Annotated in this window: 21 protein-coding genes, 2 tRNA genes and 1 other RNA gene; 22 read left to right on the forward strand and 2 right to left on the reverse strand. The window is 52.7% G+C overall.

Features of this window, described 5'->3' with window-relative positions:
- The first annotated feature begins 9 nt into the window (after nt 1-9).
- Nucleotides 10-1,866: an ATP-dependent zinc metalloprotease FtsH gene (gene hflB, locus HOJ95_00520; protein ID MBT6393165.1), complete on the forward strand. Its 1,857-nt coding sequence runs from the start codon at nt 10-12 to the stop codon at nt 1,864-1,866.
- 23 nt (nt 1,867-1,889) lie between these two features.
- The gene (locus tag HOJ95_00525; GenBank protein ID MBT6393166.1) at nt 1,890-3,065 is read left to right on the forward strand and encodes a glycosyltransferase; all 1,176 of its coding nucleotides are present in this window, start codon (nt 1,890-1,892) and stop codon (nt 3,063-3,065) included.
- A 719-nt stretch (nt 3,066-3,784) separates the two neighbouring features.
- Here the strand turns inward: HOJ95_00525 and HOJ95_00530 are convergent.
- A complete protein-coding gene (locus HOJ95_00530) occupies nt 3,785-4,780 on the reverse strand; it encodes an amidohydrolase family protein (GenBank protein MBT6393167.1) in 996 nt (331 codons plus the stop codon).
- 235 nt (nt 4,781-5,015) lie between these two features.
- Between HOJ95_00530 and HOJ95_00535 the strand changes: the two genes are divergently transcribed.
- The 20 genes from HOJ95_00535 to HOJ95_00630 all read left to right on the forward strand — a co-directional run bounded on the left by HOJ95_00535 (nt 5,016) and on the right by HOJ95_00630 (nt 23,818).
- On the forward strand, nt 5,016-5,351 hold the full coding sequence (locus HOJ95_00535) for a hypothetical protein (GenBank protein ID MBT6393168.1): 336 nt from the start codon (nt 5,016-5,018) through the stop codon (nt 5,349-5,351).
- Between the two features lie 57 nt (nt 5,352-5,408).
- Nucleotides 5,409-6,179, forward strand: a complete 771-nt coding sequence (locus HOJ95_00540; protein MBT6393169.1) for a GTP cyclohydrolase I FolE2 — start codon at nt 5,409-5,411, stop codon at nt 6,177-6,179.
- Nucleotides 6,180-6,367: 188 nt separating this feature from the next.
- Nucleotides 6,368-6,452 (forward strand) — tRNA-Leu (locus tag HOJ95_00545).
- A 97-nt stretch (nt 6,453-6,549) separates the two neighbouring features.
- On the forward strand, nt 6,550-7,884 hold the full coding sequence (tig, locus tag HOJ95_00550) for a trigger factor (GenBank protein ID MBT6393170.1): 1,335 nt from the start codon (nt 6,550-6,552) through the stop codon (nt 7,882-7,884).
- A gap of 33 nt (nt 7,885-7,917) precedes the next feature.
- Complete coding sequence (gene clpP, locus HOJ95_00555; GenBank protein ID MBT6393171.1) at nt 7,918-8,541, forward strand: ATP-dependent Clp endopeptidase proteolytic subunit ClpP; 624 nt, start codon at nt 7,918-7,920, stop codon at nt 8,539-8,541.
- 109 nt (nt 8,542-8,650) lie between these two features.
- Complete coding sequence (clpX, locus tag HOJ95_00560; protein MBT6393172.1) at nt 8,651-9,892, forward strand: ATP-dependent Clp protease ATP-binding subunit ClpX; 1,242 nt, start codon at nt 8,651-8,653, stop codon at nt 9,890-9,892.
- Between the two features lie 56 nt (nt 9,893-9,948).
- Nucleotides 9,949-12,486, forward strand: a complete 2,538-nt coding sequence (gene lon, locus HOJ95_00565; GenBank protein MBT6393173.1) for an endopeptidase La — start codon at nt 9,949-9,951, stop codon at nt 12,484-12,486.
- A gap of 112 nt (nt 12,487-12,598) precedes the next feature.
- A tRNA-Val gene (locus HOJ95_00570) sits at nt 12,599-12,673 on the forward strand.
- A gap of 81 nt (nt 12,674-12,754) precedes the next feature.
- The gene (gene thrS / locus HOJ95_00575; GenBank protein ID MBT6393174.1) at nt 12,755-14,632 is read left to right on the forward strand and encodes a threonine--tRNA ligase; all 1,878 of its coding nucleotides are present in this window, start codon (nt 12,755-12,757) and stop codon (nt 14,630-14,632) included.
- Between the two features lies 1 nt (nt 14,633).
- The gene (locus HOJ95_00580) at nt 14,634-15,386 is read left to right on the forward strand and encodes a translation initiation factor IF-3 (GenBank protein ID MBT6393175.1); all 753 of its coding nucleotides are present in this window, start codon (nt 14,634-14,636) and stop codon (nt 15,384-15,386) included.
- Complete coding sequence (gene rpmI / locus HOJ95_00585; GenBank protein MBT6393176.1) at nt 15,373-15,570, forward strand: 50S ribosomal protein L35; 198 nt, start codon at nt 15,373-15,375, stop codon at nt 15,568-15,570. The genes HOJ95_00580 and rpmI overlap by 14 nt, the downstream gene beginning before the upstream one ends.
- Nucleotides 15,571-15,777: 207 nt before the next feature.
- Nucleotides 15,778-16,131, forward strand: coding sequence for a 50S ribosomal protein L20 (gene rplT / locus HOJ95_00590; GenBank protein MBT6393177.1), 354 nt, complete (start codon nt 15,778-15,780; stop codon nt 16,129-16,131).
- Between the two features lie 90 nt (nt 16,132-16,221).
- On the forward strand, nt 16,222-17,316 hold the full coding sequence (pheS, locus tag HOJ95_00595) for a phenylalanine--tRNA ligase subunit alpha (protein ID MBT6393178.1): 1,095 nt from the start codon (nt 16,222-16,224) through the stop codon (nt 17,314-17,316).
- Nucleotides 17,317-17,373: 57 nt separating this feature from the next.
- Nucleotides 17,374-19,815, forward strand: coding sequence for a phenylalanine--tRNA ligase subunit beta (locus HOJ95_00600; GenBank protein ID MBT6393179.1), 2,442 nt, complete (start codon nt 17,374-17,376; stop codon nt 19,813-19,815).
- An 86-nt stretch (nt 19,816-19,901) separates the two neighbouring features.
- Complete coding sequence (locus HOJ95_00605) at nt 19,902-20,162, forward strand: hypothetical protein (GenBank protein ID MBT6393180.1); 261 nt, start codon at nt 19,902-19,904, stop codon at nt 20,160-20,162.
- Nucleotides 20,163-20,204: 42 nt separating this feature from the next.
- On the forward strand, nt 20,205-20,477 hold the full coding sequence (locus tag HOJ95_00610) for a cell division protein ZapA (GenBank protein ID MBT6393181.1): 273 nt from the start codon (nt 20,205-20,207) through the stop codon (nt 20,475-20,477).
- A gap of 73 nt (nt 20,478-20,550) precedes the next feature.
- A non-coding RNA gene (ssrS, locus tag HOJ95_00615) (6S RNA) lies at nt 20,551-20,734 on the forward strand.
- A gap of 90 nt (nt 20,735-20,824) precedes the next feature.
- Nucleotides 20,825-21,451 (forward strand): 5-formyltetrahydrofolate cyclo-ligase, encoded by a 627-nt coding sequence (locus HOJ95_00620; protein ID MBT6393182.1) that lies wholly within the window; start codon nt 20,825-20,827, stop codon nt 21,449-21,451.
- Nucleotides 21,451-23,025, forward strand: a complete 1,575-nt coding sequence (gene rny / locus HOJ95_00625; protein ID MBT6393183.1) for a ribonuclease Y — start codon at nt 21,451-21,453, stop codon at nt 23,023-23,025. Before HOJ95_00620 ends, rny begins: the two co-directional genes overlap by 1 nt.
- 7 nt (nt 23,026-23,032) lie before the next feature.
- A complete protein-coding gene (locus HOJ95_00630; protein ID MBT6393184.1) occupies nt 23,033-23,818 on the forward strand; it encodes a TIGR00282 family metallophosphoesterase in 786 nt (261 codons plus the stop codon).
- A 6-nt stretch (nt 23,819-23,824) separates the two neighbouring features.
- Here the strand turns inward: HOJ95_00630 and HOJ95_00635 are convergent, their stop codons facing one another.
- Nucleotides 23,825-24,457: an LON peptidase substrate-binding domain-containing protein gene (locus tag HOJ95_00635; GenBank protein MBT6393185.1), complete on the reverse strand. Its 633-nt coding sequence runs from the start codon at nt 24,455-24,457 to the stop codon at nt 23,825-23,827.
- Between the last annotated feature and the right edge of the window lie 110 nt (nt 24,458-24,567).

Below are 24,567 nucleotides of genomic sequence, written 5' to 3' on the forward strand. Positions count from 1 at the left end.
GGGTGAAGCATGGATCAAAAAACACGCTTTTCGATAGGGTATTTTATTTTCATTCTCCTGTTTATGTCTGTGATTCATTCGCTTTTCTTCCAGGGCTCTCAGTTCAAGCGAATACCCTACAGCGAGTTTCGCCAGCTTGTGATGCAAGGACAGGTTGAGCGTGTAGATATATTGAGCGATCGCCTGCGCGGGGAGATGAAACTCCTATCTCTCAAAGGCCGCAAGAAATACGTTGAAACCGCCAAAATCAAAGATGCCGCTCTTATTCCCATGCTCGATAAAGCGGGGGTGCGATATGCGGGAACTTTTGCCCCGCCCTGGATAGTGGAATTCATCACCTCCTGGATCCTTCCCCTGGGTATTCTCTTTGCCATCTATGCTTTTGTTTTAAAACGCATGGGGCCCGGCCAAGGGGTTATGGCCTTCACCAAGAGCAAGGCCAAAATCTATGCCGAGCAGGAAGTGAAAGTACGTTTCGAGGATGTCGCCGGTGTTGACGAGGCCAAAGAAGAACTCGTCGAAGTCGTGGACTACTTGCGGAACCCTGGTCGCTATCAGCGTTTGGGCGGAAAAATTCCTCGCGGCGTACTTCTTGTCGGCCCGCCTGGTTGTGGAAAAACCTTGATGGCCAAGGCAGTTGCAGGAGAGGCCGAGGTAAATTTTTTCAGCATTTCCGGTTCGGAATTTGTCGAAATGTTCGTCGGCCTGGGGGCGGCGCGTGTGCGTGATTTGTTCGAGCAGGCGGTGGAAAAGGCGCCCTGCATCGTCTTTATCGATGAGCTCGATGCGCTCGGTAAATCCCGTAGCGCAGGCGGGATGATGGGTGGTCATGATGAGCGCGAACAGACACTCAACCAATTGCTTGTTGAGATGGATGGTTTCGACACTCGAAAGGGCGTGATTATCATGGCGGCGACCAATCGGCCTGAAATTTTGGATGCTGCCCTTATGCGTCCCGGTCGCTTCGATAGGCAGGTTCTCGTTGATCGTCCCGATCTCATTGGGCGAAAACATATCCTCAAGGTCCATGCCAAGGACCTCGTTCTTGCGCCCGACGTAAACCTTGATCGCATCGGAGAGATGACGCCCGGTCTCTCGGGCGCGGATCTGGCAAATCTGGCGAACGAGGCGGCGCTTCTCGCAGCGAGGCATGAGCGGGAAGCCGTTACGATGGCCGATTTTGAGGAGTCTTTTGAGCGTGTGGCCGCTGGGCTTGAGAAAAAATCCCGGGTGATGACGCCAGAGGAGCGCCGTAGAGTGGCCTTCCATGAACTTGGGCATGCCATCGCCGCAGAGTTGGTGGATGGCTCCGATCCCGTTCAAAAGGTTTCCATTATCCCCCGGGGTATCGGAGCGCTCGGCTATACACTTCAGCGCCCAACCGAGGATCGTTTTTTGCTCTCAAAGAGCGAGCTCGAAGATCGAATAGCCGTTCTGTTGGGCGGTCGAGCAGCCGAGGTTCTGATTTTCGATGAGGTTTCAACCGGTGCGCAAAATGATCTCCAGCGGGTCACAGACATGGCTCAGGCCATGGTGACCGAATATGGAATGACGGAGCGCTTTGGCCCGCGAGCGTTGCGTACTGCGACGAGGCCTCTTTTCTTGAGTGGTGGCGCACAGACACCTCCCGGGATGGAACCTATCAGCGAGGCAACTCAGCGTGAGGTGGACGAGGAAGTGGGGAAAATTCTCGACGCTGAGGGAGCGCGTGTTTTGGAGCTACTTCGGCGGCGGCGCGCTGATTTAGAATTACTGGCCGAGCGACTCTTGGAGAAGGAGACAATCAGCGGCGACGATCTTCGCTCAGCGCTCGGTATCGATCTGGGAGACTCGCGGGTCGCCGCCAATTTTTCCAATAAAGTCTGAACCACAAGCCGGGAATTATTCATTTGCGCATCGGTATTCTTTCACCCAACTATCCGCCTAATCGCGAGCCCTGCGGTATAGGCGATTTCACGAAGATGCTCGTGCCCGAGCTAGTGCGTGCCGGGGTCGAAGTTCTGGTGCTTACGAGTGAGGGTTATTCCGGTCCTGAACATTCGGATGATGCAAGGGTCATTTGTGTCGCTCAAGATTGGAATTTTTCTTCCTTACGTAAAATTTCGCGAGTGGTGCGCGATGAAAAAATCGACGCACTGCTTGTTCAGTATGCCCCAGATTTGTATTCCTCTTTTTCTCGATGGATCCATTTTCTTCCGATGGCTATGAAGTTGCTTGCGCCGGGAGTACCTCTCGCGCTCTCCATGCACACGATTGGAGGGCCTACATTCGCCTCCAAGGCGGGGGCGGGAATAATGCTTGCCGCATCTTCGGCCATACTCAGTACAAACGAGGAGGTTACGTATTTAATCGGGAAGTATATGCCATGGCGGCTAAAGAGGCTCTGGGAGGTGCCCATAGGAGCCAATATCGAGCCCTTTGGCGGACAGGATGGTGCGCGGGAGGAAGCGGCACGTCGCAAAGTTTGTGAAGAGCGAAAATTATCCGATGAGGGAATGATACTCGCGCACTTTGGATTTTATTATCCCGGCAAAGGGGCCGAGCAGATGTTGGAGGCGGCGGCCAGGTGGAAAGACGCAGGGCGCGAATTTCGCCTCTTCATGATAGGTGGTCGACGAAGTGATGACGGTGGTTTTTATCCTGAGCTTCAAGATCGTGGCCGCAAGCTTGGGCTCAACGACGATGTGATTTGGACCGGCTATGTCACGCCCGAGGAGGTGACTGAAATCCTCCTTGCGGCGGATCTGTTTCTAGCACCCTTCGATGGGGGGATCTCCTCAAGACGCGGCTCGCTCATGGCCGCGATTGCCCATGGCTTGCCCGTTGTAAGCACGCCGCCAAAGATCGCAACACGCTACTTCAGGGCGGGAGAGAATTTTGCGCAGGTGCCTTTTGGCGATGCCGTGGCCCTCGCGGACGAGGTTGCCTCGCTCATGGATGATCCAGAACGGCGCAACCTTCTTCGAGAGGGGTCGGAAGTTTTGTCGGGAGTATTTTCTTGGTCAGATATTGCGTTGCGCACCCGAGATTTTCTTGAGGCACTCCTAGCCGGAAAGCGACCTTAACTTTTCAGGTCGATACCTTTTTCCTTGTCCTTTCCAGTAGAACTAACCTTTTATCCTATGCGCTCGTTCTTGATGGCGGCCTCGCCATAAATTTCGGGGTTAAAGACGTCATAAGGACGCTCGCCGACGAGAAAGCGCTCTATATTTTTAACCGTGCGCATAGCCATCTCCTCTCAAGCGGCGGCTTTGCGGGCGACCAGCTGTCCGATTTGGCCCCATACCAACGATTACGAGCGCCTTGCCATGGAGGCGCGAGCCCATGAAAACCATTGATTGGTTTTGTTGCCAGCGACCTTCACGCAGGAACGTATCGGCTTCTGGCAATCGTCATGCTGTCGCCATTAAAAGGATGAATGTGAATTCAGTCGCCGTTTTGTGCGTCATTTTTTTGTCCCGCTACCGGGATGTTTCGGCGCGTGGCCGCCGAAAATCAATAAAGCTAGCCGTTCCATGCATGACGGAAATAAATTTCAACTCTTTTGCCGCTTCGATTACACACTCGTTGAAGGGTATCTTCCCTATGCCAAAAAGTATTTGTCTATCGCGCACGGCCTCTAATAACTTGGATTCGGGGATCTGACGATCAATATGAGGAAATGTCGTCACGTTGCCTGGTTTGTCGAGCGCGGCGGCGGCGCCCTCCAGAATCGGCTATGGCACAAAAATTTTCGTCATGATTACCCTTTCAAAGTATCACGGTGTCGAAAATTTACTTTAGATTAAAGCCCTATAAGCCTTGCCGTGTTGCCTCGAAGAACTTTTTCCTCATCCTCGGCGGTTAGGCCCGCACCCTCAACGTAGTCCACAACGCGAAGCTGCATCATGTCGTAGGGATAATCCGTGCCACAAACGACATGATCGGCGCCCACTTCCTGCACCATCCATTTGACAGCAGATTGGCTGAAGGTAATTACGTCGAAATAAAGATTTTTAAAATAGTAACTTGGCGGATGCGGCGTGTGGACTTTTGTCTCTGGGCGCACGTTCCATGCATGCTCGATTCGACCGATGGCCCAGGGTAGATTGCCGCCAGCGTGAGAGAGGATGACTTTGAGATTGGGGTAGCGCTCGAAGTGCCCTGAGAGTATGAGGCGTGTCGCTGCAACCGTTGTTGAGAGCGGGTTTCCGATGTGGTTAGCCATGTAGTAGGGGAAAATCGGTTTGAAGTCGGCGAAATCCGGATGGATGAAAACAAGTGCGTCGAGGCGCTCGGCCGCCGCCCAGAAGGGCTCGAACTGGGGCTCATCAAGCGCCTGTGTGCCTACGCGGTCGCCTACGACGCAGCCCAAGAGGCCGAGGCCCATCGCCCGCTCAAGCTCGGCGGCAGCGGCTTCTCCTCCGTTTTGGAAGGGCAGGTTCGCTATCCCCCGGAAGTGGTCGGAATCGGCCTTGCAGAAATCCGAGATACCATCGTTCGAAATATGGCAGATGTCGGTGCCAGCGGAGCCGCCGATCCAATAATAAAAATGAGGGGGCGAGGCCGAGACAAGCGCCATGTCGAGGCGGTCGTCGGCCATGTCCTTGCGTTTTCTGTCTGCGTCGGCAAGTTGTTCGCGCCAGTTCTCTTGGAATTGTTTTTGGTTGAATTGAGACGAAACCGTCGGGAAAAATCCCTCGAAGCTATCGGCGTGTTGAGGCCGGCGTTCGCGCTCCTTGGAGGCGATGGTCTCGGTTTCGGGAATAAAAATGTGGTGATGCATGTCGATGTTCGGCATCATAGTTCTCCTTCAAAAAGTGAGCATGGCCGACTGGCCCAGGGTTATCCTCAAAGAGGGGCGCAGATTAGGCCCCAGCACATGAAGCCGTCAATTGCCAAAGGGCCTCCAAGTGTCTTGAATTGAGCTATCCGCCTCTCCATTGACGGGAAAGGAGGGTGGTGGGAAAATACCCGTTTCCGCCCCAGGTGGGTGGATAGATTGAGATGTTTTTGTCTGAGGGAAGGGCGGATAAGTGGCTGACGACGGTTCAACCCTCCTTCCGGATTCCTATACGGGGCTTGAGGTGCTCCAGAAAGAGTTTTTAGCATATCAACGGGCGGTTTTCCCGGATAGGGAGCCTCGGTTTTTCGCGCTAGAACTATGCGGGGAGGCAGGGGAGCTTGCCAATCTCGAAAAAAAAGAATGGAAAGGCACTGCTGCCGATGAGGCCGATTATGCTGATGAGGCGGCGGATGTACTGATAGCGATCTTGAATTATGCCAACGAGCGGGGTATAGACCTTGCCCAGGCGGTTTCGGAGAAAATGACTGAGATTGACCGCCGTCGACTACAAAACCCGGGGCGCTGAAAGCGCTTTGGTTATTACATTGGAGAATTGCCCGAAATGGTAGACATTTCCGAAGGGCTGGCCGACGTTCAGGCGAGTTCGGATGAAAGAAATATTCGTATCGATAAAGTCGGGGTGAAAGATATCCGCTACCCGATCACCGTGAAAGATCGCTCAAACGAGGCCCAACAAACGGTTGGCACGATCAACATGTACGTCGATTTACCCCACCACTTCAAGGGAACCCATATGAGCCGGTTCCTGGAGGTGCTTAATGACTACCGGGGGGGGATAAGTGTTGAGGGCGTACCCGGTATTTTGAGAAAAATTCGTGAACGTCTTGAGGCAGAAACCGCACATTTCATGGTGACGTTTTCCTATTTCATGGAAAAAAAGGCTCCTATCACGGGCGCGCCCGGCATGATGGCCTACGAGTGTGGTTTTGAGGCCTCGCTTGGAGAATCGAGCGATTTAGTGCTCAGCGTGGGCGTGCCGATAGCGACGCTCTGCCCCTGCTCGAAGGAAATTTCGGAGAGAGGCGCGCATAACCAGCGGGGCAATGTAAATGTGAAGGTCCGCTTCGATGGCGAGTTATGGATCGAGGAGCTGGTTGAACTAGTTGAGGAGGCTGCGAGTTGCGATTTATATCCGGTTCTCAAGCGCGAGGATGAGAAATTCGTGACTGAAAAGGCTTTCGACAATCCTAGATTTGTCGAGGACATGGTTCGAGAGGTGGCGCTTAGGCTACGTAAGGACAATAGAATCAAATGGATGTATGTGGAAGTGGAGAATTTCGAGTCCATCCATGCCCACAATGCATATGCATTTATTGAGGAAGCATGCGAGTAAAACACATGCTGGGCAGGGGCGAGTTCCCGGCCGCGATGACACCCCGCCTGGCATTAGCCGGGCATTTTTGTGTTAACAAAAAAGTTGGGCACGTTGAGGGCCGGGGGGATTTGACGCCCACCCACTGTGAAAATAAAGTAAACTCCCTTGGCGGCTAGGAGCCGCTTTTCGCCGCCAAGGGAAATTGGGCGAGGGTGGCGGAACTGGTAGACGCGCTGGATTTAGGATCCAGTGCCTTAGGGCATGGGGGTTCGAGTCCCCCCCTTCGCACCATCGATTTTAAGTCGTTTCATTTTCTACTCTGCGGGGCATGTTTTCCTCTACAGGGTTCGTTTCCGATCTTCTCACAAGGGATTTTCATAAAAAAGACATGACATCGACCATTACCGATATTGACGCATGCACCAAGCGCCTCGAAGTCGCCATTCCGCGCGATGAGGTGGTGAAAGAAGTGAACCGCACATACTCCCGTTTGGCGGGGCAGGTGAAAATTAAAGGGTTCCGAAAGGGGAAGGTGCCCCGCCGGATACTTGAGCAGTACTACGGCGAGGAAGTGCAGGCCGAGGTCGTTAACCGTGTTATTTCCTCCTCGTGTGTAGAGTTACTCGAGGAAAAGGGGATGAGTCCGGTCGGCGAGCCGAATGTCACCGACATTAACAACGAAGACGAGTCATCTGACCTGACGTACAAGGCGATCGTCGAGGTCATCCCGCCTTACGAGTTGGGCGAATACAAGGGTATAGAAATTGAGGTCCCCAAAACAGCTGTTACCGAGGATATGATTCAAGAACAGGTTGATCGTTTTCTCATGCAGGCAGCCACCTATGAGGATGTTGAGCGGGGTGCGCAGGAGGATGATTACGTTACATTCGATATCGAGGGTTTCGATGGAGAAACGTTGGTGCCGGACACCAAGAGGGAGAACGAGACGCTACTCCTAGGCGGTGGTCGAAATGAGAAAGAGCTTGAGGACACGATCCTCGGGATGAAGGCGGGAGAGGAGCAGGATTTTGAGGTCGATGTTCCCGAGAGCGGGCCGCCTAATCTTGCGGGAAAGAGTCTGCGCTTTCATGTGAAGCTCAAGGGTATCAAAGAGCCGCATCCACCTGAGTTGAATGATGAATATGTCAAAACGCTCGGTGGCGGTCTCTCTACGGTGGATGAGCTTCGCGAGCAAGTCAAAAAAGAGATTGAGGCGCAGGCGGATTCGATGTCGCGCCAGCAGGGAACTACTTTGCTGCTCTCAAAATTGGTGGATATGCATAAGTTCGACTTGCCCGCCAGCCTCATTAACTCCGAGGCCGACGAGCGTATCAAGGAATACGAGCAGCAGGCGCGGCAGGAGAATCCGAACCTGGAGATTACGTCAGGCCAGCGCGAGCAGATGCGGGAAAGCATTTTGCCCCAGGCCGAGGAGCGTGTCCGCCAGATGATTCTGATTGACCGGATTCGTGAGCAGGAGAATATTGATGCGGGTCCCGAGGAAATAGATGCTCATATCGCCGGGATGGCGGCCCGCTACCAGATGGAGCCCGATCAGCTCAGAGAGCGGATGGAAGAGATGGGCGGCATGGCTTCGCTAATCAAAAATATCAACTATAATAAGGCGGTTGATTGGTTGTACGAACAGGCTGAAGTAGAGATAACAGTTGCCGAGGCCGCCCCGGAGGGCGGCGCTCAAGAAGAATCCAATAATCCGGAGTAGTAACGAAAGGGGCTCGTTGTGGGACTTATCCCAATGGTAGTGGAGCAAACTAGCCGAGGCGAGAGGGCGTACGATATTTATAGCCGTCTCCTCAAGGATCGAATCATATTTCTGGGAACAGCGATTGACGACCATATCGCCAATGTTGTGACAGCCCAGCTTCTTTTCCTGGAGGCCGATGAGCCTGATCGAGACATTTCGATGTACATCAATAGCCCTGGTGGTTCAGTTACCGCAGGTCTCGGTATTTACGACACGATCCAATACATTAAGCCGAGTGTTTCGACAATTTGCATTGGCCAGGCGGCTAGTATGGGTGCCCTGCTTTTGACAGCGGGTGCTACTGGCAAGAGACTTGCCCTCCCTAATTCGCGCATTCTCATTCATCAGCCACTTGCGGGCGTCCAGGGGCAAGCCTCGGACATCGATATCCATGCAAGGGAAATTCTCCGCATGCGTGATGAGTTAAACGGCATCCTCGTGAAGCATACGGGTCAGAATATGGAGCGGATTATCAAAGATACTGACCGGGACAATTTCATGAGTGCCGAGGAGGCCAAGGACTACGGTCTTATAGACGATGTCATTGTTTCTAGGGCAGATATGAATCAAAATGGTTCAGGTGTTGAGAAAACGGACAAAGAGGACGATAAGTAACGAAGGATTGATAAAGATCGAAGGATTTTCGATCTTTATTTGCCTCCGGTTGATGTAGAATTACCTACGAGCAAGTTTGATATCGTTCCCAGATTTGGGGTAGGAGAAAATGGTTAAAAAAGAATCAGATAAAGGCGACACCCTTCGCTGTTCGTTTTGCGGAAAAAGCCAGGAGGAGGTGAGAAAGCTTATCGCCGGACCCCAGGTTTATGTCTGCGATGAGTGCGTAGAGCTATGCAACGAAATCATGATGGAGGAATGGAACGAGGAGCGCAAACGCGAGGCTAAAAAACTCCTCAAGCCCGTGGAAATAAAGTCTATTCTCGACGATCACATCATCGGACAGGAGCGAGCAAAAAAAATACTGTCTGTGGCGGTTTACAATCACTACAAGCGTATAGATTCGCGCGGTGATCTCGATGAGGTGGAATTACAAAAGAGCAACATTCTTTTGGTTGGGCCGACAGGCTCAGGCAAAACTCTCATGGCGCAGACCTTGGCGCGGATTCTCGATGTTCCCTTTGCCATTGTGGATGCGACTACGCTCACAGAGGCGGGCTATGTTGGAGAGGATGTTGAGAACATAATTCTCAAACTCCTCCAAGCGGCCGACTACGATGTTCCCCGCGCCGAGAGAGGTATTATCTATATAGATGAGATCGATAAGATTAGCCGCAAAAGCGAGAATCCCTCGATTACCCGCGATGTATCGGGAGAGGGCGTTCAGCAGGCGCTTTTGAAAATCATCGAAGGCACCATCGCAAACGTACCGCCCCAGGGTGGCCGGAAACACCCCCATCAAGAGTTTCTCCGGGTGGATACGGTCAATATTCTGTTTATTTGCGGCGGGGCCTTTGTTGGTTTGGATACGATTATCCGCAACCGTGTAGGTCGACGTGGTCTGGGTTTCGGGGCTGAGTTGAAATCGCAGAACGATGAGACAATTAGCGAAACGCTCTCACAGGCGTCTCCCGAGGACTTGCTTAAGTATGGCTTGATTCCTGAATTTGTCGGTCGCTTGCCTGTTCTGTCCACGCTGAACGAGTTAGACGAGGAAGCCTTGGTCAAAATCCTCACCGAGCCACGCAATGCCCTGGTGAAGCAGTTCTGTAAACTGGTGGAATTCGAGGATGCCACGCTTCGTTTTACCGATGGTGCACTCAAAGAAATTGCCGCGCTTGCGCTTGAGCATAAAACGGGCGCTCGAGGGCTTCGATCTATCATTGAAGATATTATGTTGGAGACGATGTTCGATTTGCCTTCGACGGCGGATGTGAAAGAAATTGTCATCGACGAAAATGTTGTTCACCGCAAGGAAAAACCCATCCTGGTTTATGAAAAGGCTAGCTAAATTTTGATTAGCTCTTTTTTCCACGGGTATGTTTGTATGCTGGCAGTGAGGAATTTGTGAGTACCGATTCGTATACCCTTCCATGTGTCCCGTTAAGAGATGTTGTCCTTTTCCCTCACGTTTCTACTCCGATTTTTGTGGCAAAAGGCCGAGCGCTGATCACCGTAGAATCTTTGCCCCCCTCTGCGACTAAATTGTTGCTGGTTGCGCAGCGTGATGCACGCGATGAAGATCCGGAGCCCGAAGGTCTTTATGAAGTAGGCACCGAAGCCGAAATACTCCAGGTGATGCGGCTGAGCGATGGGACTATCAAGTTGTTGCTTGAGGGCGTCTCGCGTTGTCATGTAAATGAGTTTTACTTCGAGGGCGATTCGTTGTGGGCCGATGTTCGGCCAATTGATGATTCAGAAGTTGAGTCTATTGATCTTTTGGCGCGGTGCAGGGGATTGATGGCTCTGTTTGAGGACTATCTCCGAGTTAATCAACGAATTCCCCATGAAGTGTATGCGGCAATTGAAGGTCTTGGAAGTGTCTCGGCCATAACTGATGCCGTGGCTGCGAACCTTCCCATCAACAACGCCGAAAGGCAGCATTTGTTGGAAACTTTTGACCCAGCAGACAGAATAAAGGCACTCACCACATTGATCGATAAGGAAATTGAACTTCTCAAGGTGGAGCGCAAGGTGCGCTCGCGTGCTCGGCGTCAGATGAATCGAAATCAAAAAGAATTTTATTTGACGGAACAGCTCAAGGCGATTCAAAGAGAACTTGGAAACTCCGATGGAGTGGCTGGAGACGGTGAGGAGCTTCGACAAATTGCCCAGAAGGTTCGATTGCCCAAAGAGGTTTCCGAGAAGGTCGAAAAAGAAATAACTCGACTCGAGATGATGACCCCGCTTTCGCCGGAAGCCTCTGTGGTCAGAACGTATGTCGAGTGGTTGCTTGAAATTCCCTGGGCGAATAAGACCCGGGATCGGAATAATCTGAAAGAAGCATCAAATATTCTTGAAAATGAGCATTTTGGTTTGAAGAAGGTCAAAGAAAGAATCCTTGAGCATTTGGCCGTCAAGATTTTGAACAATAAAATCCGCGGACCGATTTTGTGTTTTGTCGGACCTCCGGGCGTCGGTAAGACATCGCTGGGCAAAAGTGTTGCTAATGCCTTGGGCAGAAAGTTTATCCGCGTTTCTCTGGGGGGTGTTCGTGACGAGGCCGAGATCAGGGGGCATCGGCGAACCTATATTGGTGCCCTGCCGGGGAGAATTATTCAGTCGATGAAAAAAGCGGGTACCAAGAACCCCGTTTTTCTTCTGGATGAGATCGACAAAATGGGGGCGGACTTCAGAGGTGACCCCGCTTCAGCCTTGCTTGAAGCGCTCGATCCCGAACAAAATAAGAACTTCAACGACCACTATCTTGAAGTGGATTATGACCTTAGTCAGGTTTTTTTCATCACAACGGCGAATTCGACCGACGTTATACCACCTGCCCTCCTCGATCGGATGGAGGTTATACGCCTCGCCGGATATACAGAGGAAGAAAAACTGGAGATATCCAAGCGTTTTCTCATTCCCAAGCAGCGTGAGGAACACGGTCTTGAGGAAAGTAAGATTCAGATTTCTGATGACGCCACTCTTCGTGTCATTCACGAATATACCCGCGAGTCCGGTGTGCGTAATCTGGAGAGGACTCTTGGAAATATTTGCCGGAAAGTTGCACGTAATCTAGTTGAAAGTTCTACTGGGAAGGTCAAGAGGTCAAAAAGCCAAAAAGGAGGCAACTCCAAGAGACCTGGTCAGGGTAAACTGGTGGCGGTGAAGCCTGAGGCCCTAGAAAAATATCTCGGTGCTCGCCGCTATACCCCTGATCGTCCCGAAACCCGGGCCGGGGTGGGGGTGGCCACCGGCTTGGCCTGGACTTCCATGGGAGGGGTGCTTCTTCCGTTGGAGGTAAGTGTGTTCCCTGGGAAAGGTGGGCTCATACTGACTGGAAAACTAGGTGATGTGATGAAGGAAAGCGCCCGTGCCGCAATTTCCTGGCTTCGCTCGCATCCGAAGGAATACGGAGTTCAGAGCAATTTTTATGAAAAAAAAGATATGCATATTCATTTTCCCGAAGGGGCGATTCCCAAGGATGGGCCCTCTGCGGGCATTACGATGGCGGTGGCGTTGGTCAGCGCCCTGAGCGGCAGAAAAGTCCGCCACGACATTGCGATGAGTGGTGAAATCACCCTCAGGGGGCGTGTGCTTCCCATCGGAGGCGTTAAGGAGAAGCTGCTCGCTGCGAGGCGCGGCGGCATCCCAGAGGTAATTCTGCCCGAGGAGAACCGAAAAGACGTTGTGGAACTGGAGGCGGAAACGCCCCTCGGCCTCAATATTCATTTTGTGGATAATGTCGAGCAGGTCGTGGAAAAATGTCTTCTCCCACAACCTGTCAGAAAACGCGATTCCTCCTCGTCTAAAACTGATATCAAGAGCAAACGAGTAGGTTCAATGATCGGGGTGGGAGCGAAGCGCCGGGGGCCCTCCGTTCCGAAGTCTCCTGCCACAAGCTCGAAAAAGGGGGGCGGAGCGGCTGCTCGCAGAACCAGATAGTTGTTTTTGTGGTGGAATTCCCATACATAGGAAGCAGTTCCGTGGTATACGATGTCATCGCCATTGACAATTGATGTGGCGCTTTCTTATGATTTAAATAGATGAAGGACAAAGGCGCGTAGCTCAGGGGTAGAGCGCTTGCTCGACACGCAAGAGGTCGGCGGTTCGAAACCGCCCGCGCCTACCATTATATAGCTGATTGGTTGAATGTTTTTGAGCCAGTTTTCTTTTTCTCTAGCAAAGGAACTTTTGGCGTAGCCTCTAAAATATGGCAGTTAGATCAGATTTGAAAAATCCGCCCAAAGACGCAGTTGCCCTCAAGATCGATGGCAAGGTTGTCGATCTGAACAGCGCCGTTCCACCCGACACTTCGGTCGAGTATGTAACGCTTGATACCGTAGAGGGATTGGAAGTTCTGCGCCACAGCACGGCCCACCTCATGGCGCAGGCGGTGTTGGAGCTTTTCCCCGGCGTCCAGTTGACCATTGGTCCCCCCATCGACAGTGGCTTTTATTACGACATCGATACTGAGCGTACTTTTACGCCAGACGATCTCGCTGAAATCGAAAAGCGGATGTCGAAACTCGCCAAGCGCGGTTTTCCCATCAAGCGCGAGGAACTCGAGCGTGCCGACGCCCTCAAACTGTTCGAGGAACGGAGCGAGCCCTATAAAATTGAAATGATCAACGAGCTTCCCGAGGGGGAGATCATCTCGACTTACCAGCAGGGAGATTTTGTCGATCTGTGCCGAGGGCCGCATATGTCCTCGACAGCGAAGCTCAAGCACTTCAAGTTGCTCAGTGTTGCCGGCGCTTATTGGCGGGGTGATGAAAAGAATAAAATGCTTCAGCGGATCTATGGCACTGCCTATCCTGCGCGCGAGGAGATCGAAGCCCACCTGAAGAGGCTTAAGGAAGCCAAAGAAAGAGATCACCGCGTACTGGGCAAGCAGCTTGGCTTGTTCCTCGTGGACGAAAATGCGGGGCCGGGCTTGATCTATTGGCAGCCGAAGGGAAATCTTGTCCGTAAATCAGTAGAGCGTTTTTGGGAAGATGAGCACACCAAGCGCGGCTATCAGTTGGTCACGATTCCGCACATCGCACGGGACGAGCTTTTTAAGATATCAGGACACTACGACTATTACCGGGAAAACATGTATGTCCTGAATATTGACGAGCAGGAATATGTGCTTAAGCCCATGAACTGTCCGGGTCATATTCTTATTTATCAAGCAGATACTCGAAGCTATCGGGATCTTCCTTACCGGTTGGCAGAGATGGGCACGGTTTACAGATATGAGAGAAGTGGCGTGCTCCATGGAATGCTTCGTGTCCGGGGTTTCACCCAGGACGATGCGCATATCTTTTGCACCCCGGAGCAGGCGCAGGATGAGGTAATCAATGTTATCGATCTGGCTCAGTTCATGCTGGAGAGCTTCGGCTACGAGAATTTCGAGATAGAACTCTCGGTTCACGACCCGGCTAATTTTGAAAAATATGCGGGAAGCAAAGATGACTGGGCCGCCGCCGAGGAGGCCTTGAAAAAAGCTCTTGAGACTCGCCACATCCCTTATAAGCGTATCGAGGGCGAGGCGGCGTTCTACGGGCCCAAAATCGATATCAAGATGCTCGATGCGCTTGGGCGTGGGTGGCAGGGACCCACTATCCAGTTCGACTTCAATCTGCCCAAACGGTTTGACCTCCGGTATGTCGGGGCTGATGGCGATCGCCACCTGGTCGTGATGATTCACCGCACCGTTCTTGGTTCGATGGAGCGGTTTGTAGGTGGTTTGATTGAGCACTATGCTGGTGCTTTCCCGTCATGGTTAGCGCCCGTGCAGGCGAAAGTCATGACAATTACGGACGATCAGATTCCTTATGCAAATCAGGTCGTCGAAAAGCTTCGAGGCGCCTACCTGCGTGTCGAGCCGGATTTTCGTAACGAGAAAATTGGAAAGAAAATTAGAGAAGCGCAAATCGAAAAGGTTCCCTACATGCTTGTTATTGGTGCGAGGGAAGCCGAGTCGGGAGAAGTCGCGATGAGGATTCGCGGCCAGGGCGATATCGGATCTATCTCTTTGGAGGAAGCGATGAAGCAAATTCAATCGAATGTAAACGCACGTTCCCAATCCCCAGGGGAGAATTAATATGGTTCTTCGATCGCGCCGCAGGGACATCAGCCCGACTGTTACAGGTCCACGTGTTAATCATGATATCCGTGTTCCCGAGGTGCGAGTTATCGACGAAGAAAGCGAACAATTGGGGATACTTTCGATTGACGATGCCGTTAAGGCCGCAGAGGATCGATTCCTCGATCTGGTCGAGGTGGCGCCCAATTCCGACCCGCCTGTGTGCAAGATCATGGATTACGGGCGCTATAAATACTCGATGCAGAAAAAAGGCAAGGAAGCCAAGAAGCGCCAGAAGATCGTCGAGCTCAAGGAAGTTAAGATGCGGATCAAAATCGATGAGCACGACTATGAATTCAAGAAAAACCATGCTGAGCGGTTTTTGCTCGATGGCAACAAGGCTAAGGTGACGATCATGTTTCGCGGGCGGGAAGTGACACACCCTCATCTTGGCCGGAAGCTTCTTGATCGGGTGTCGAATGATCTGATGGAAATCTGCACCATCGAGCAAAATCCTCTTCTTGAGGGACGGAACATGACGATGGTGTTGGCGCCGAACAAGGCCGCCGCGAAGATCAAGGAGAGTGGCGGAGCGAAGGGTAAATCTGGCAAAAAAGCGCGTTTGAATGAGGAAGAGGGTGCCCTGACGGCACCCCTGACCGATAGCCTCAATGAAGCAGTCGAAAATAAGAGTGCTGAATCTGCCGAAAGCTCGCCTGAGCCGGTGGAGGAGCAAAATATCGAGGAAGGGAAAACTGATGCCGAAGCTTAAAACCAACCGGGGTGCGGCGAAGCGCTTCAAAGTTACGGGAACCGGTAAAATCAAGCGGAATAACTCACACCGGCGCCATATTCTTACGAAGAAGACCACCAAGCGGAAGCGTGAAATGCGTCGTGCGGGGCTCGTGTCGGATGCGGATCGGGGTCTTGTTAAGAAGTTGCTCCCCTATCTTTAGATTCGAATATTGACAGTTAATTCAATGTGTTATGGTTTTTTTGCCGCTCTTTCCTTTCAGGTTGCTGGCTTGGGCGTTGAAGGCTTGCAGAAGGCCGGGTCAACGGGTATATTCCGGCGCGTTGAAAAAAGAAGGTGATTTTAGGCTAATTTGCCGGGGTATGAAGATTTGGCCCCGCTTTTTTACTTTGTTTGAGGTATTGAGGATATGCCCCGTTCGACAGGACATGCAGCTAGTCGCGCACGCCACAAAAGACTTCTCAAGCAGGCAAAGGGATATCGCGGTGCGCGCTCCAAACGGTATCGCTCTGCAAAAGAAACCGTTCTCCGGGCCATGTCATACGCCTACCGGGATCGTCGGGTCAGGAAACGCGAATTTCGTCGGCTCTGGAATGTGCGCATCAATGCCGCCGTTCGTCTGGAGGGCATGAACTATAGCCGCTTCATTTACGGTCTGGGCAAGGCGGGGGTGGAAGTGAACCGCAAGATTCTCGCCGAACTGGCAATTTCCGATCCACCTGCGTTTTCTAAGCTAGTGGAGATTGCTCGGACAGCCGCTTAGGAGTCAATTGGCCCCAAAGATATTCCAGGCTCCGTCCGCAAGGGCGGAGCTTTTTTTGTATGAACTCTGTGTAGGAAATCTGGGAGTGTCATGACCACGGAACTTGAACTTCACGATCTTGCGCGTGAGGCGCTTCGCTCAATTGCTGAAGTTGTGAGCGAGGCCCAGGCCGAGGAAATCCGGATTCGCTATCTAGGGCGAAAAGGCGGAATTCTGAATGAAGTGACCAAGGGTCTCAAGGATTTGCCGCCGGAGCAAAAACGGGTTATCGGACCCTTGGCTAATCGCCTCAAGGGGTTGATCGAGAAAAGCCTCACTGCTCACAAGAAGGGAGATATGGCTGCCTTTCAGGAGGCCATTCAATCTGAGATCCAGAACGAGGGTGGCAAGGTTCTATTATTCGGTCAGGTGGAAATCTCGGAGGGTTCCATCGACTTCGAGGAGACTGGCGCGGCGAGCGGGCCCAGAGTTGATCTCACGGTGCCGGGGCGCTCTCAACCCTTGGGCCACAAGCACCCGCTTATTCAGACGATGGAGGATATCGTCGAGGTTCTCTCCCGGTTGGGATATACGGTGGTCGAGGGGCCCGAGATTGAGCTTGATAGCTATAATTTCGAGGCTTTGAACATTCCGCGGGACCACCCTGCCCGAGACATGCAGGACACCTTCTATATATCTGATGATGTTCTTTTGCGGACCCATACCTCGCCCGTGCAAATACGGGTGATGGAAAATGTGAAGCCTCCTGTGAAAATCATAGCGCCCGGTAAGGTGTTCCGGTGCGATGCCGATGTCACTCATTCGCCGATGTTTCATCAAATTGAGGGCCTGTATGTGGACAAGGGTCTTTCTTTTGCCGATCTAAAGGGAACGCTTGAGACGTTTGTGCATGAGATATTTGGCCCGGAGTTCCGCATTCGGCTGCGGCCCAGCTTTTTCCCATTCACCGAGCCCAGCGCGGAAGTTGATATTGCGTGCGACCACCTCGCAGGTGGACGGTGGCTTGAAGTGCTGGGGGCTGGAATGGTCGATCCCGCTGTGTTCAAGGCGGTGGGATACGACCCCGAGGAGTGGAGTGGTTTCGCGTGGGGAATTGGTGTCGAGCGGGTGGCCATGCTCCGCTACGGCATTAGCGATATCCGCATGTTCTTCGAGAATGATGTTCGAATGCTTCAGCAGTTTTAGGTGCGCCTCGGAATTACGATGACACTTTAATTTTTATAAACGGTAAGAAGAAAAAAAATGCTCCTTAGTCTTGAATGGCTCTCTGAATATATCGATTTGGATCTTTCCGATCCCGCTTTGCCCGGGCAACTCGCTCATGATTTGCTAATGAACGGGCTTGAGGCCGAGGTAATCGAACGACCGGGTAATAACCTTGATCGCCTGCTCGTGGCCGAGGTTTTGTCTGCGGAAAAGCACCCGAACGCCGATAAGCTCAAGCTGTGCCGGGTTTATGATGGCGAAGGTGAGCGCCAGATAGTGTGTGGGGCGCCAAATGTTGCGGCGGGGCAAAAAGTGGTCCTTGCACCGCCTGGCATCACGCTCCCGGGCGGCATGGAAATTAAACCCGCCCGCATTCGTGGCGAGCAGAGCGAGGGGATGCTCTGCTCTGAGCGTGAACTCGAAATTGGCGACGATCATTCTGGAATCATTGTTCTTGAGCCTTCTTCCGCGGTGGGTACGAGTGCGGCACCGGTCCTTGGGTTGGATGATGTGATCCTCGAAATCAGTGTCACGCCGAACCGCGGGGATTGTCTCTCGATCATGGGTGTGGCGCGCGAGGTTTCGGCTATCCTGGGGCAGCCCCTGAAATGGCCCTCCGTTGAAGTTGAGGAAGCGCTCGGAGAGAGTGCGGATGCCCTCTGCGGGGTGGAAATTCTTGACACAGATAAATGTCCGCGTTATGTCGCCCGAGTCATCAAGGGCGCTCGTATCGGTCCCTCGCCAGCGTGGATGCAGCGGCGCCTCCGGGCGGCTGGTATGCGCCCAATCAGCAATGTGGTGGATGTGACGAACTACGTCATGCTCTCCCTGGGCCAACCGCTTCATGCCTTCGACATCACAAACCTTGCCGAGCAAAAAATCGTAGTGCGCCGCTGGAATAAGGAAGACGGCCCTTTCACCACCCTGGACGGCCAGGAGAGGCGGATGAGCGAGGAGGATCTGATGATTTGTGACGCCGAGCGACCGGTGGCCATCGGGGGCGTCATGGGAGGTCAGAACTCAGAGATTAACGACGGCACAGAGGACATTCTCCTCGAAAGCGCGTATTTCACGCCCTCGACAATTCGGGCCACAAGGCGAAGGCTGAGCATCAGCACCGAGGCGTCCTATCGCTTTGAGAGAGGGGTGGACCCTGAGGGTACTCGGCGGGCGGCCGATTGGGCCATTGAGCTCATCCGACAGACTGGTGGCGGCCAAATTGCCGGGGGGGCGGTGGACGTTCATCCGGCCCCGGTGGCGCCGATTAGCGTTCGCCTGAGGACGGAGCGTGCCTCGGAGCTTTTGGGGATTAAGGTTGGCCCCTCGGAAGTGCGCCAAGGGCTTGAGGCGCTTGGAATGACCGTCAAGGAGGCTGAGGGCAGCGCTCTTGATGTCGAAGTTCCGCTTTTCCGGCACGATATCGAGCGAGAAATCGATCTGATTGAAGAGCTGGCCCGGCGTATCGGGTATGAAAAAATACCTTCCCGCCTGCCAGCGACTTCAGTGCCGCCCGAGCGGCCCCCCGCTCTTAATCGGTTTGAGAAAGAAGTTCGCGAATCGATGATAGCAGCCGGTTATTGCGAGGCGCTCAATTACAGCTTCGTGAGCCAGTCAGCCCTCGAAAAACTAGGAAATGCTGGCGAGGATATGATTCCTCTCCAGAATCCGCTCAGCGCCGAGATGAATGTCATGCGGACGACACTGCTCAACGGTCTCATCGGCAATACCGAAATGAATTTGAATCGGGGGGTGGAAGAGGTTCGCTTATTTGAAATCGGAAAAACCTATCACCGAAAGGCTGGCGAGAAGCTTCCCACCGAGGTGCGCCGCGTCTGCGCCCTGATATCAGATCCTTCGCCTGAGGCCCTTTGGCCCGATGGTAAATCCCCGGGAGGAGAGGCGGAGCTTCCTGGTCGCCTTTTCGATTTGAAGGGAGCGCTTGAGCGGCTTCGCCTTCAACTTCGGGTGCCAGAGTTTGAGTTTTCGCCACTACTGGACGAAGGCTCGCCGTATAATTTGGACTCGTCCGCGGCAATTTTGTTGAGGAGTGCCCAGGTTGGCGTTATTGGCAGCTTGGAAAAAAACATTCTAGGTTCATGGGGAATTCGCCAGAGCATCTATGTATTTGAGTTAAATTTGGAGGAAATTGCCGCTATTGAGCAAGTTCCTCGGCGTCTTCAGGCGGTTCCACGCTTTCCGGCGAGCCTACGAGATCTGGCGATTGTGGTCGGCGAGGATGTGTCACATGGCTCGGTCAGCGAGCGCCTCAAAACCTCGGGGGGCGAATTGCTCAAATCGGCCACCCTTTTTGATATCTATCAAGATGCCGCCCTGGTAGCCGAAAAAAAGAAAAGTCTGGCCTATTCCCTTGTTTTTAGGGACCTCGAGCGGACATTGAACGACGAGGAAGTCGATAAATTGTTCTGGGATATCGTGAAAGATCTTGAAACCCGATTCGGGGCGAAGATTAGAGGCTAAGGGTTTTTCTTGACGCTGTCCTGTTTACAATCTTAGAATGCCCTATACTATTATTTTCCCATTTCGCCTGGTAGGAAATATCTCGAATGGTTATCGACAAACTCGAAACCCTAGAGGCATCACTGAAAAATATGTTGGAGGAGCTTGAGGCTCTCCGGAGCGGCCGGGCGGAGCTCGAATCGCAGGTTGAGCAGGCACGCTTGGAGGCAAGCAGGGTGGCGGTTGCGTCGACGGGACGCGATGAGGAAGTTAACAAGCTTCGCGAGGAAATTACCCGGCTCCAGGGGGAACGAGACGAGGTGCGCGAGCGTGTGGAGCGTATTCTTAATAATTTGCCTTCCGCTTAATAACGCACGAGGACGCGGATTCAACCCGATGAGGGAGGGGTGATGAGCGAAAAAATTATGGTGGAAATATTCGGGCAACAGTTAAATTTGAAGAGTTCGGCGAACCCGCAATATGCTGAAGATTTGGCTAGTTTTGTGGATGAGCAGATTCGCAAAGTAGCTAATCAGAGCAACGATCCCCTAAAAGTGGCTCTTTTGGCGTCTATGAATATCGCTAACGAGCTCTTCGAGGAGCGCAGAGTCCAGCAAGAATCGGTGGACGAAATTGCCCAGAGGGCCGATTCCCTCATCGAAATGCTTGAAAAATCAGCATAAAAACCTAGATTCCCTTCCCCGTATTCAGTATCCAACCCCCAGGTTTGGTGGCATACTATATTTAGGAGTACAGTTTGCCCTGCGGTGTGCGTGATGTTGAATAGCATTTTGACCCAGTATTTTTTGATCCGGGAGCCCGTTTCCTCAGTGGTGAGCTACTCGATGTTTGAGTCAGCCTAAAGCCGTGGATTGGGTGCCCACCTAGCCTATGCTGGGGATCGAACGCTTCCAGCACACGGCATTTTAGCGGGGCATTTAGTATGTCTCCCTCCGACGTCCCACATCGATACCTGTGGGGCGCGGGGTGGGGATGTCCGCACTGGTTGTGTGGGCCGTTGGAGAAGGAATTGGAGCGTTTATCCAAAGCGTATTGTCAGACGGAAAAAGAGCGTTGCCGAAAACAGATGAGTGGTATGCGGCGCGCGATCACGAAAGAGAACCATCAGAAGTGGAGTCAACTGACTTGTAGGCGTTTGAGTGGCTTACTCGATGTGTTGGGAGCGAGGTCTGTAGGTGTTTATTCAGCCGTAAGAGGTGAGGTAGACCTCGCCTGGCTTTGGAGCATGGGTAATACGTGTTCCAGGGTTTTTTATTTTCCACGTGTATCTGATGGTAGTCTGACATTTCATCAGGTCAGGGAGCCAAGGAAAGAACTCCGTCCAGGAGCTTTCGGGATTCCCACCCCTTTGGATTCTCTCGCTTCCGAATCCCCTTCAACGTTTGATGTCATGATTTTACCCGGGCTTGCATTTGATCGGTTCGGGAACCGTATTGGCTCGGGTGCAGGTTTTTATGACCGTCTGCTCGGGTCGCTGCATATTCGTCCCTGCCTCGTTGGTGCGGGCTTTTTATCTCAAATGGTTTGGGAGGGTAGTCTCCCTTCAGGACCATATGATGTTTCGATGGACTGGATCTCTACTAATCGGGAGTGTGTACGTTCGCTCTCCCGTGTTCATAAGCCTAGGAGTTCATAATGGATGTCATGTCATTAATAGTGGGAGTCGTCGTGGGGGCCGGGTTGGCTGGTTCTGCGGTGCTTTTCATTTCAAAGAAGAAAACAGAAGAGGCAATCGGGCGCACCCAGTCGAGCCTGGATGAGAAAATACGCGAGGTTGAATCGAACTCGGACAAAAAGCTGACGCAGCGCCTCAAAGAGGTTGAAGTTACGCAGAAGGCCGAGCTTCTCCGGCAGCGCGAAGAGTTGGAACGGCAAAATGAATCTAGAATGGAAGAGACACAAAAGCTTGAGCAGCGAGTTGCTCAGCGCGAGGAGACACTCGACAAGCGCAGAGAGACCCTCGACACCAAGGAAGGGTCTCTAGAGCAGCGAGAGCAGCGTCTCGGAGATCGCGAAGGGCGGATGGTGGACGAGGAAGCCCGCTACAAGGATCTTCAAGATCAGGCGTTGCGCAAGCTTGAGGAAGTGGCCGGAATGAGTGTTGAATCGGCCAAAAAAGAATTGATGGACAGGTATATGGAAGAAGCCAAGCAGGACGTTGCTGGCGAGATCCAGCGCATGGAGCAAAAAGCCAAGGAAAATGTGGAGCGCGATGCGGTGAAGGCCGTTGCGCTGGCTGTTGAAAGATATTCAAACGACCATATCGCCGAGAGTGTCGTGAGTGTGGTTGATCTCCCCTCTGATGAAATGAAGGGTCGAATCATCGGACGCGAGGGCCGAAACATCCGGGCGCTTGAGATGGCAACGGGTGTGGATGTGATCATCGATGATACACCCGAGGCGGTGGTGATCTCGTGCTTTGACAACGTTCGGCGAGAGACGGCGCGTCTTTCTCTGGAATCTCTCGTTCTGGACGGACGGATCCACCCCGGCCGGATCGAAGATGTTGTGGGCAAAATGAAAAATGAGATTCAGGGTAGAATTCGCGAGGCAGGCGAGCAGGCTATTTTTGAGATGGGCCTCGAGGGATTTCACCCTGAGCTGGTGATGCTCATCGGTCGTTTGCACTATCGCACCAGCTACCGTCAAAACGCGCTCAAGCATTCGCTTGAAGTGGCCCATCTTACCGGGATGTTGGCATCCGAACTTCGGCTTGAACCGACTATGGCGAAGCGGGCCGGCTTGCTTCACGATATTGGCAAGGCCTCAACGCATGAGGTCGAAGGCTCTCATGTGCAGATCGGAATCGATATCGCTAAGCGTTATAACGAGCCTGATGAGGTGATTAACGCCATCGCCTCCCACCACGAGGACGAGGAGGCGAATTGCATCGAGGCGGTGCTGGTGAAGGCGGCGGACACGCTCTCTGCGGCCAGGCCGGGCGCGAGGCGCGAAATGGTGCAGAGCTACATCAAGCGTCTTGAGGCGCTTGAGAGTATCGCCGAGTCTTTCAAGGGCGTGGAGAAATGTTATGCCATCCAAGCCGGGCGCGAGATACGGGTGGCGGTTACGCCGGATGAGATTACCGACGCACAGGCCTCTTTCCTCGCGCGAGATATCGCCAAGCGAATCGAGGAGGAGCGCACCTATCCCGGTGAAATCCTGGTGACGGTAATACGGGAAACTCGCCATACGGCCACGGCGCGGTAAGTTAGCTTTGAAAATACTTTTTATTGGAGATATTGCCGGGAAGGTGGGCCGCCGGATGTTGGCGGAACGTCTTCCCGGTTTGCTTCAGAGGCACGAAACCGATCTGTGTATCGTTAACGGAGAAAACTCGGCCGGTGGGTTCGGCATCACAAATGAAAACGCCGAGGATATTTTTGGGGCTGGTGCGGATGTCATCACCTCGGGAAATCATATCTGGAACAAAAAAGAGACTAAAGAGTTTATGCTCCATGAGCCGCGTTTGCTCCGTCCGTCGAATTATCCTACGGGTGCACCGGGGTTGGGGTTCTTTATCGCTAATACATTGCAAGGCCCAGTCGCCGTTATTAATCTAATGGGCCGGGTTTTTATGCCTCCGGTTGATTGTCCGTTCCAGGAGGCCAACCGTTTGCTCAAAAATCTTGATTCCAACGTCCGTATGATTTTTGTCGATTTCCATGCCGAGGCGACGAGCGAGAAGGTTGCCATGGGGTGGCATCTCGATGGCCGGGTGAGCGCAGTTATCGGGACCCACACACACATCCAGACGGCGGACGAAAGAGTTTTGCCACAGGGAACAGCTTTTCTCTCTGACGCGGGAATGACCGGGCCTGCTGATTCGGTGATCGGTATAAAGACTTCCATCGCGGTGGGAAAGTTTCTCTCGGGCATTCCTAATCGCTTTGAGGTGTCTGGTGGGCGAGGCCAGATTAATGGAGTTCTCGTTGAGGTGAATCCTGAAAGTGGCCGGGCAAACTCGATTCTCAGAATTTCTGAGCAAGAAGATAGCGGATGAGGGCGCTTATTTCTTGAAGTGCCCGTTTTGGTGTCCATTTCGGTGTGTGTCGTTTTCTTGAATAGTTTTTAAATTCACACTTGTTCTTCTCGATTCCTCAAGCATTTCTAAAATAATCTCCGCCCGCTCGTCCGGGGACACGGACTCAAGAAGCATCTGTTTGCTCGAAAGCGAGAGGCCAAGCATGGCCCCGGCCCGAAAAGAAAGTTTTTTAAAGTCTCGCCGAATTTCATCCGTAACATGGGATTTGCCGGTATCCGCATCTGAAATGGCGTCGATTATCTTCTCTGCCAGATCGGGGGAGGCTTCGCTCTCGGGCGGATCGTCGAAATACTCGACATCGGCGGTCATGTAGGCAAGTTCCTGGTAAGGGTGGAGGATTCTGAATCTTTCTTTTCCCTGGGTCATAATATTGAGTTTGCCGTCTGGAAATCTCTCGAGGACGTTAGTGACCCGCGCGGCGCAGCCAATGTTTCGTATCTCGTTGTTCTCGGCCAAAACGACCCCGAACGGCCCGCCGTGATCCAAACACTCGTTGATCATCTCCTTGTAGCGCTCCTCGAATATGTGGAGGGGCAGAATTTCATCGGGGAGAAGAACTACCCGGAGCGGAAACAAGGGGAGAGAGTCACTGGTCATGCGTGTATTTTATCTCGAATTTGTTTATTTTCAAATGTGTTGATGAAAGGTATTGGGCCGTGCCGGAGAAGGAGTGAATGGGTATGATAGGTGTTTGAGAGGCTGCCGAA

The sequence above is a fragment of the Nitrospinaceae bacterium genome (genome assembly GCA_018669005.1).
GTDB lineage: Bacteria > UBA8248 > UBA8248 > UBA8248 > UBA8248 > UBA8248.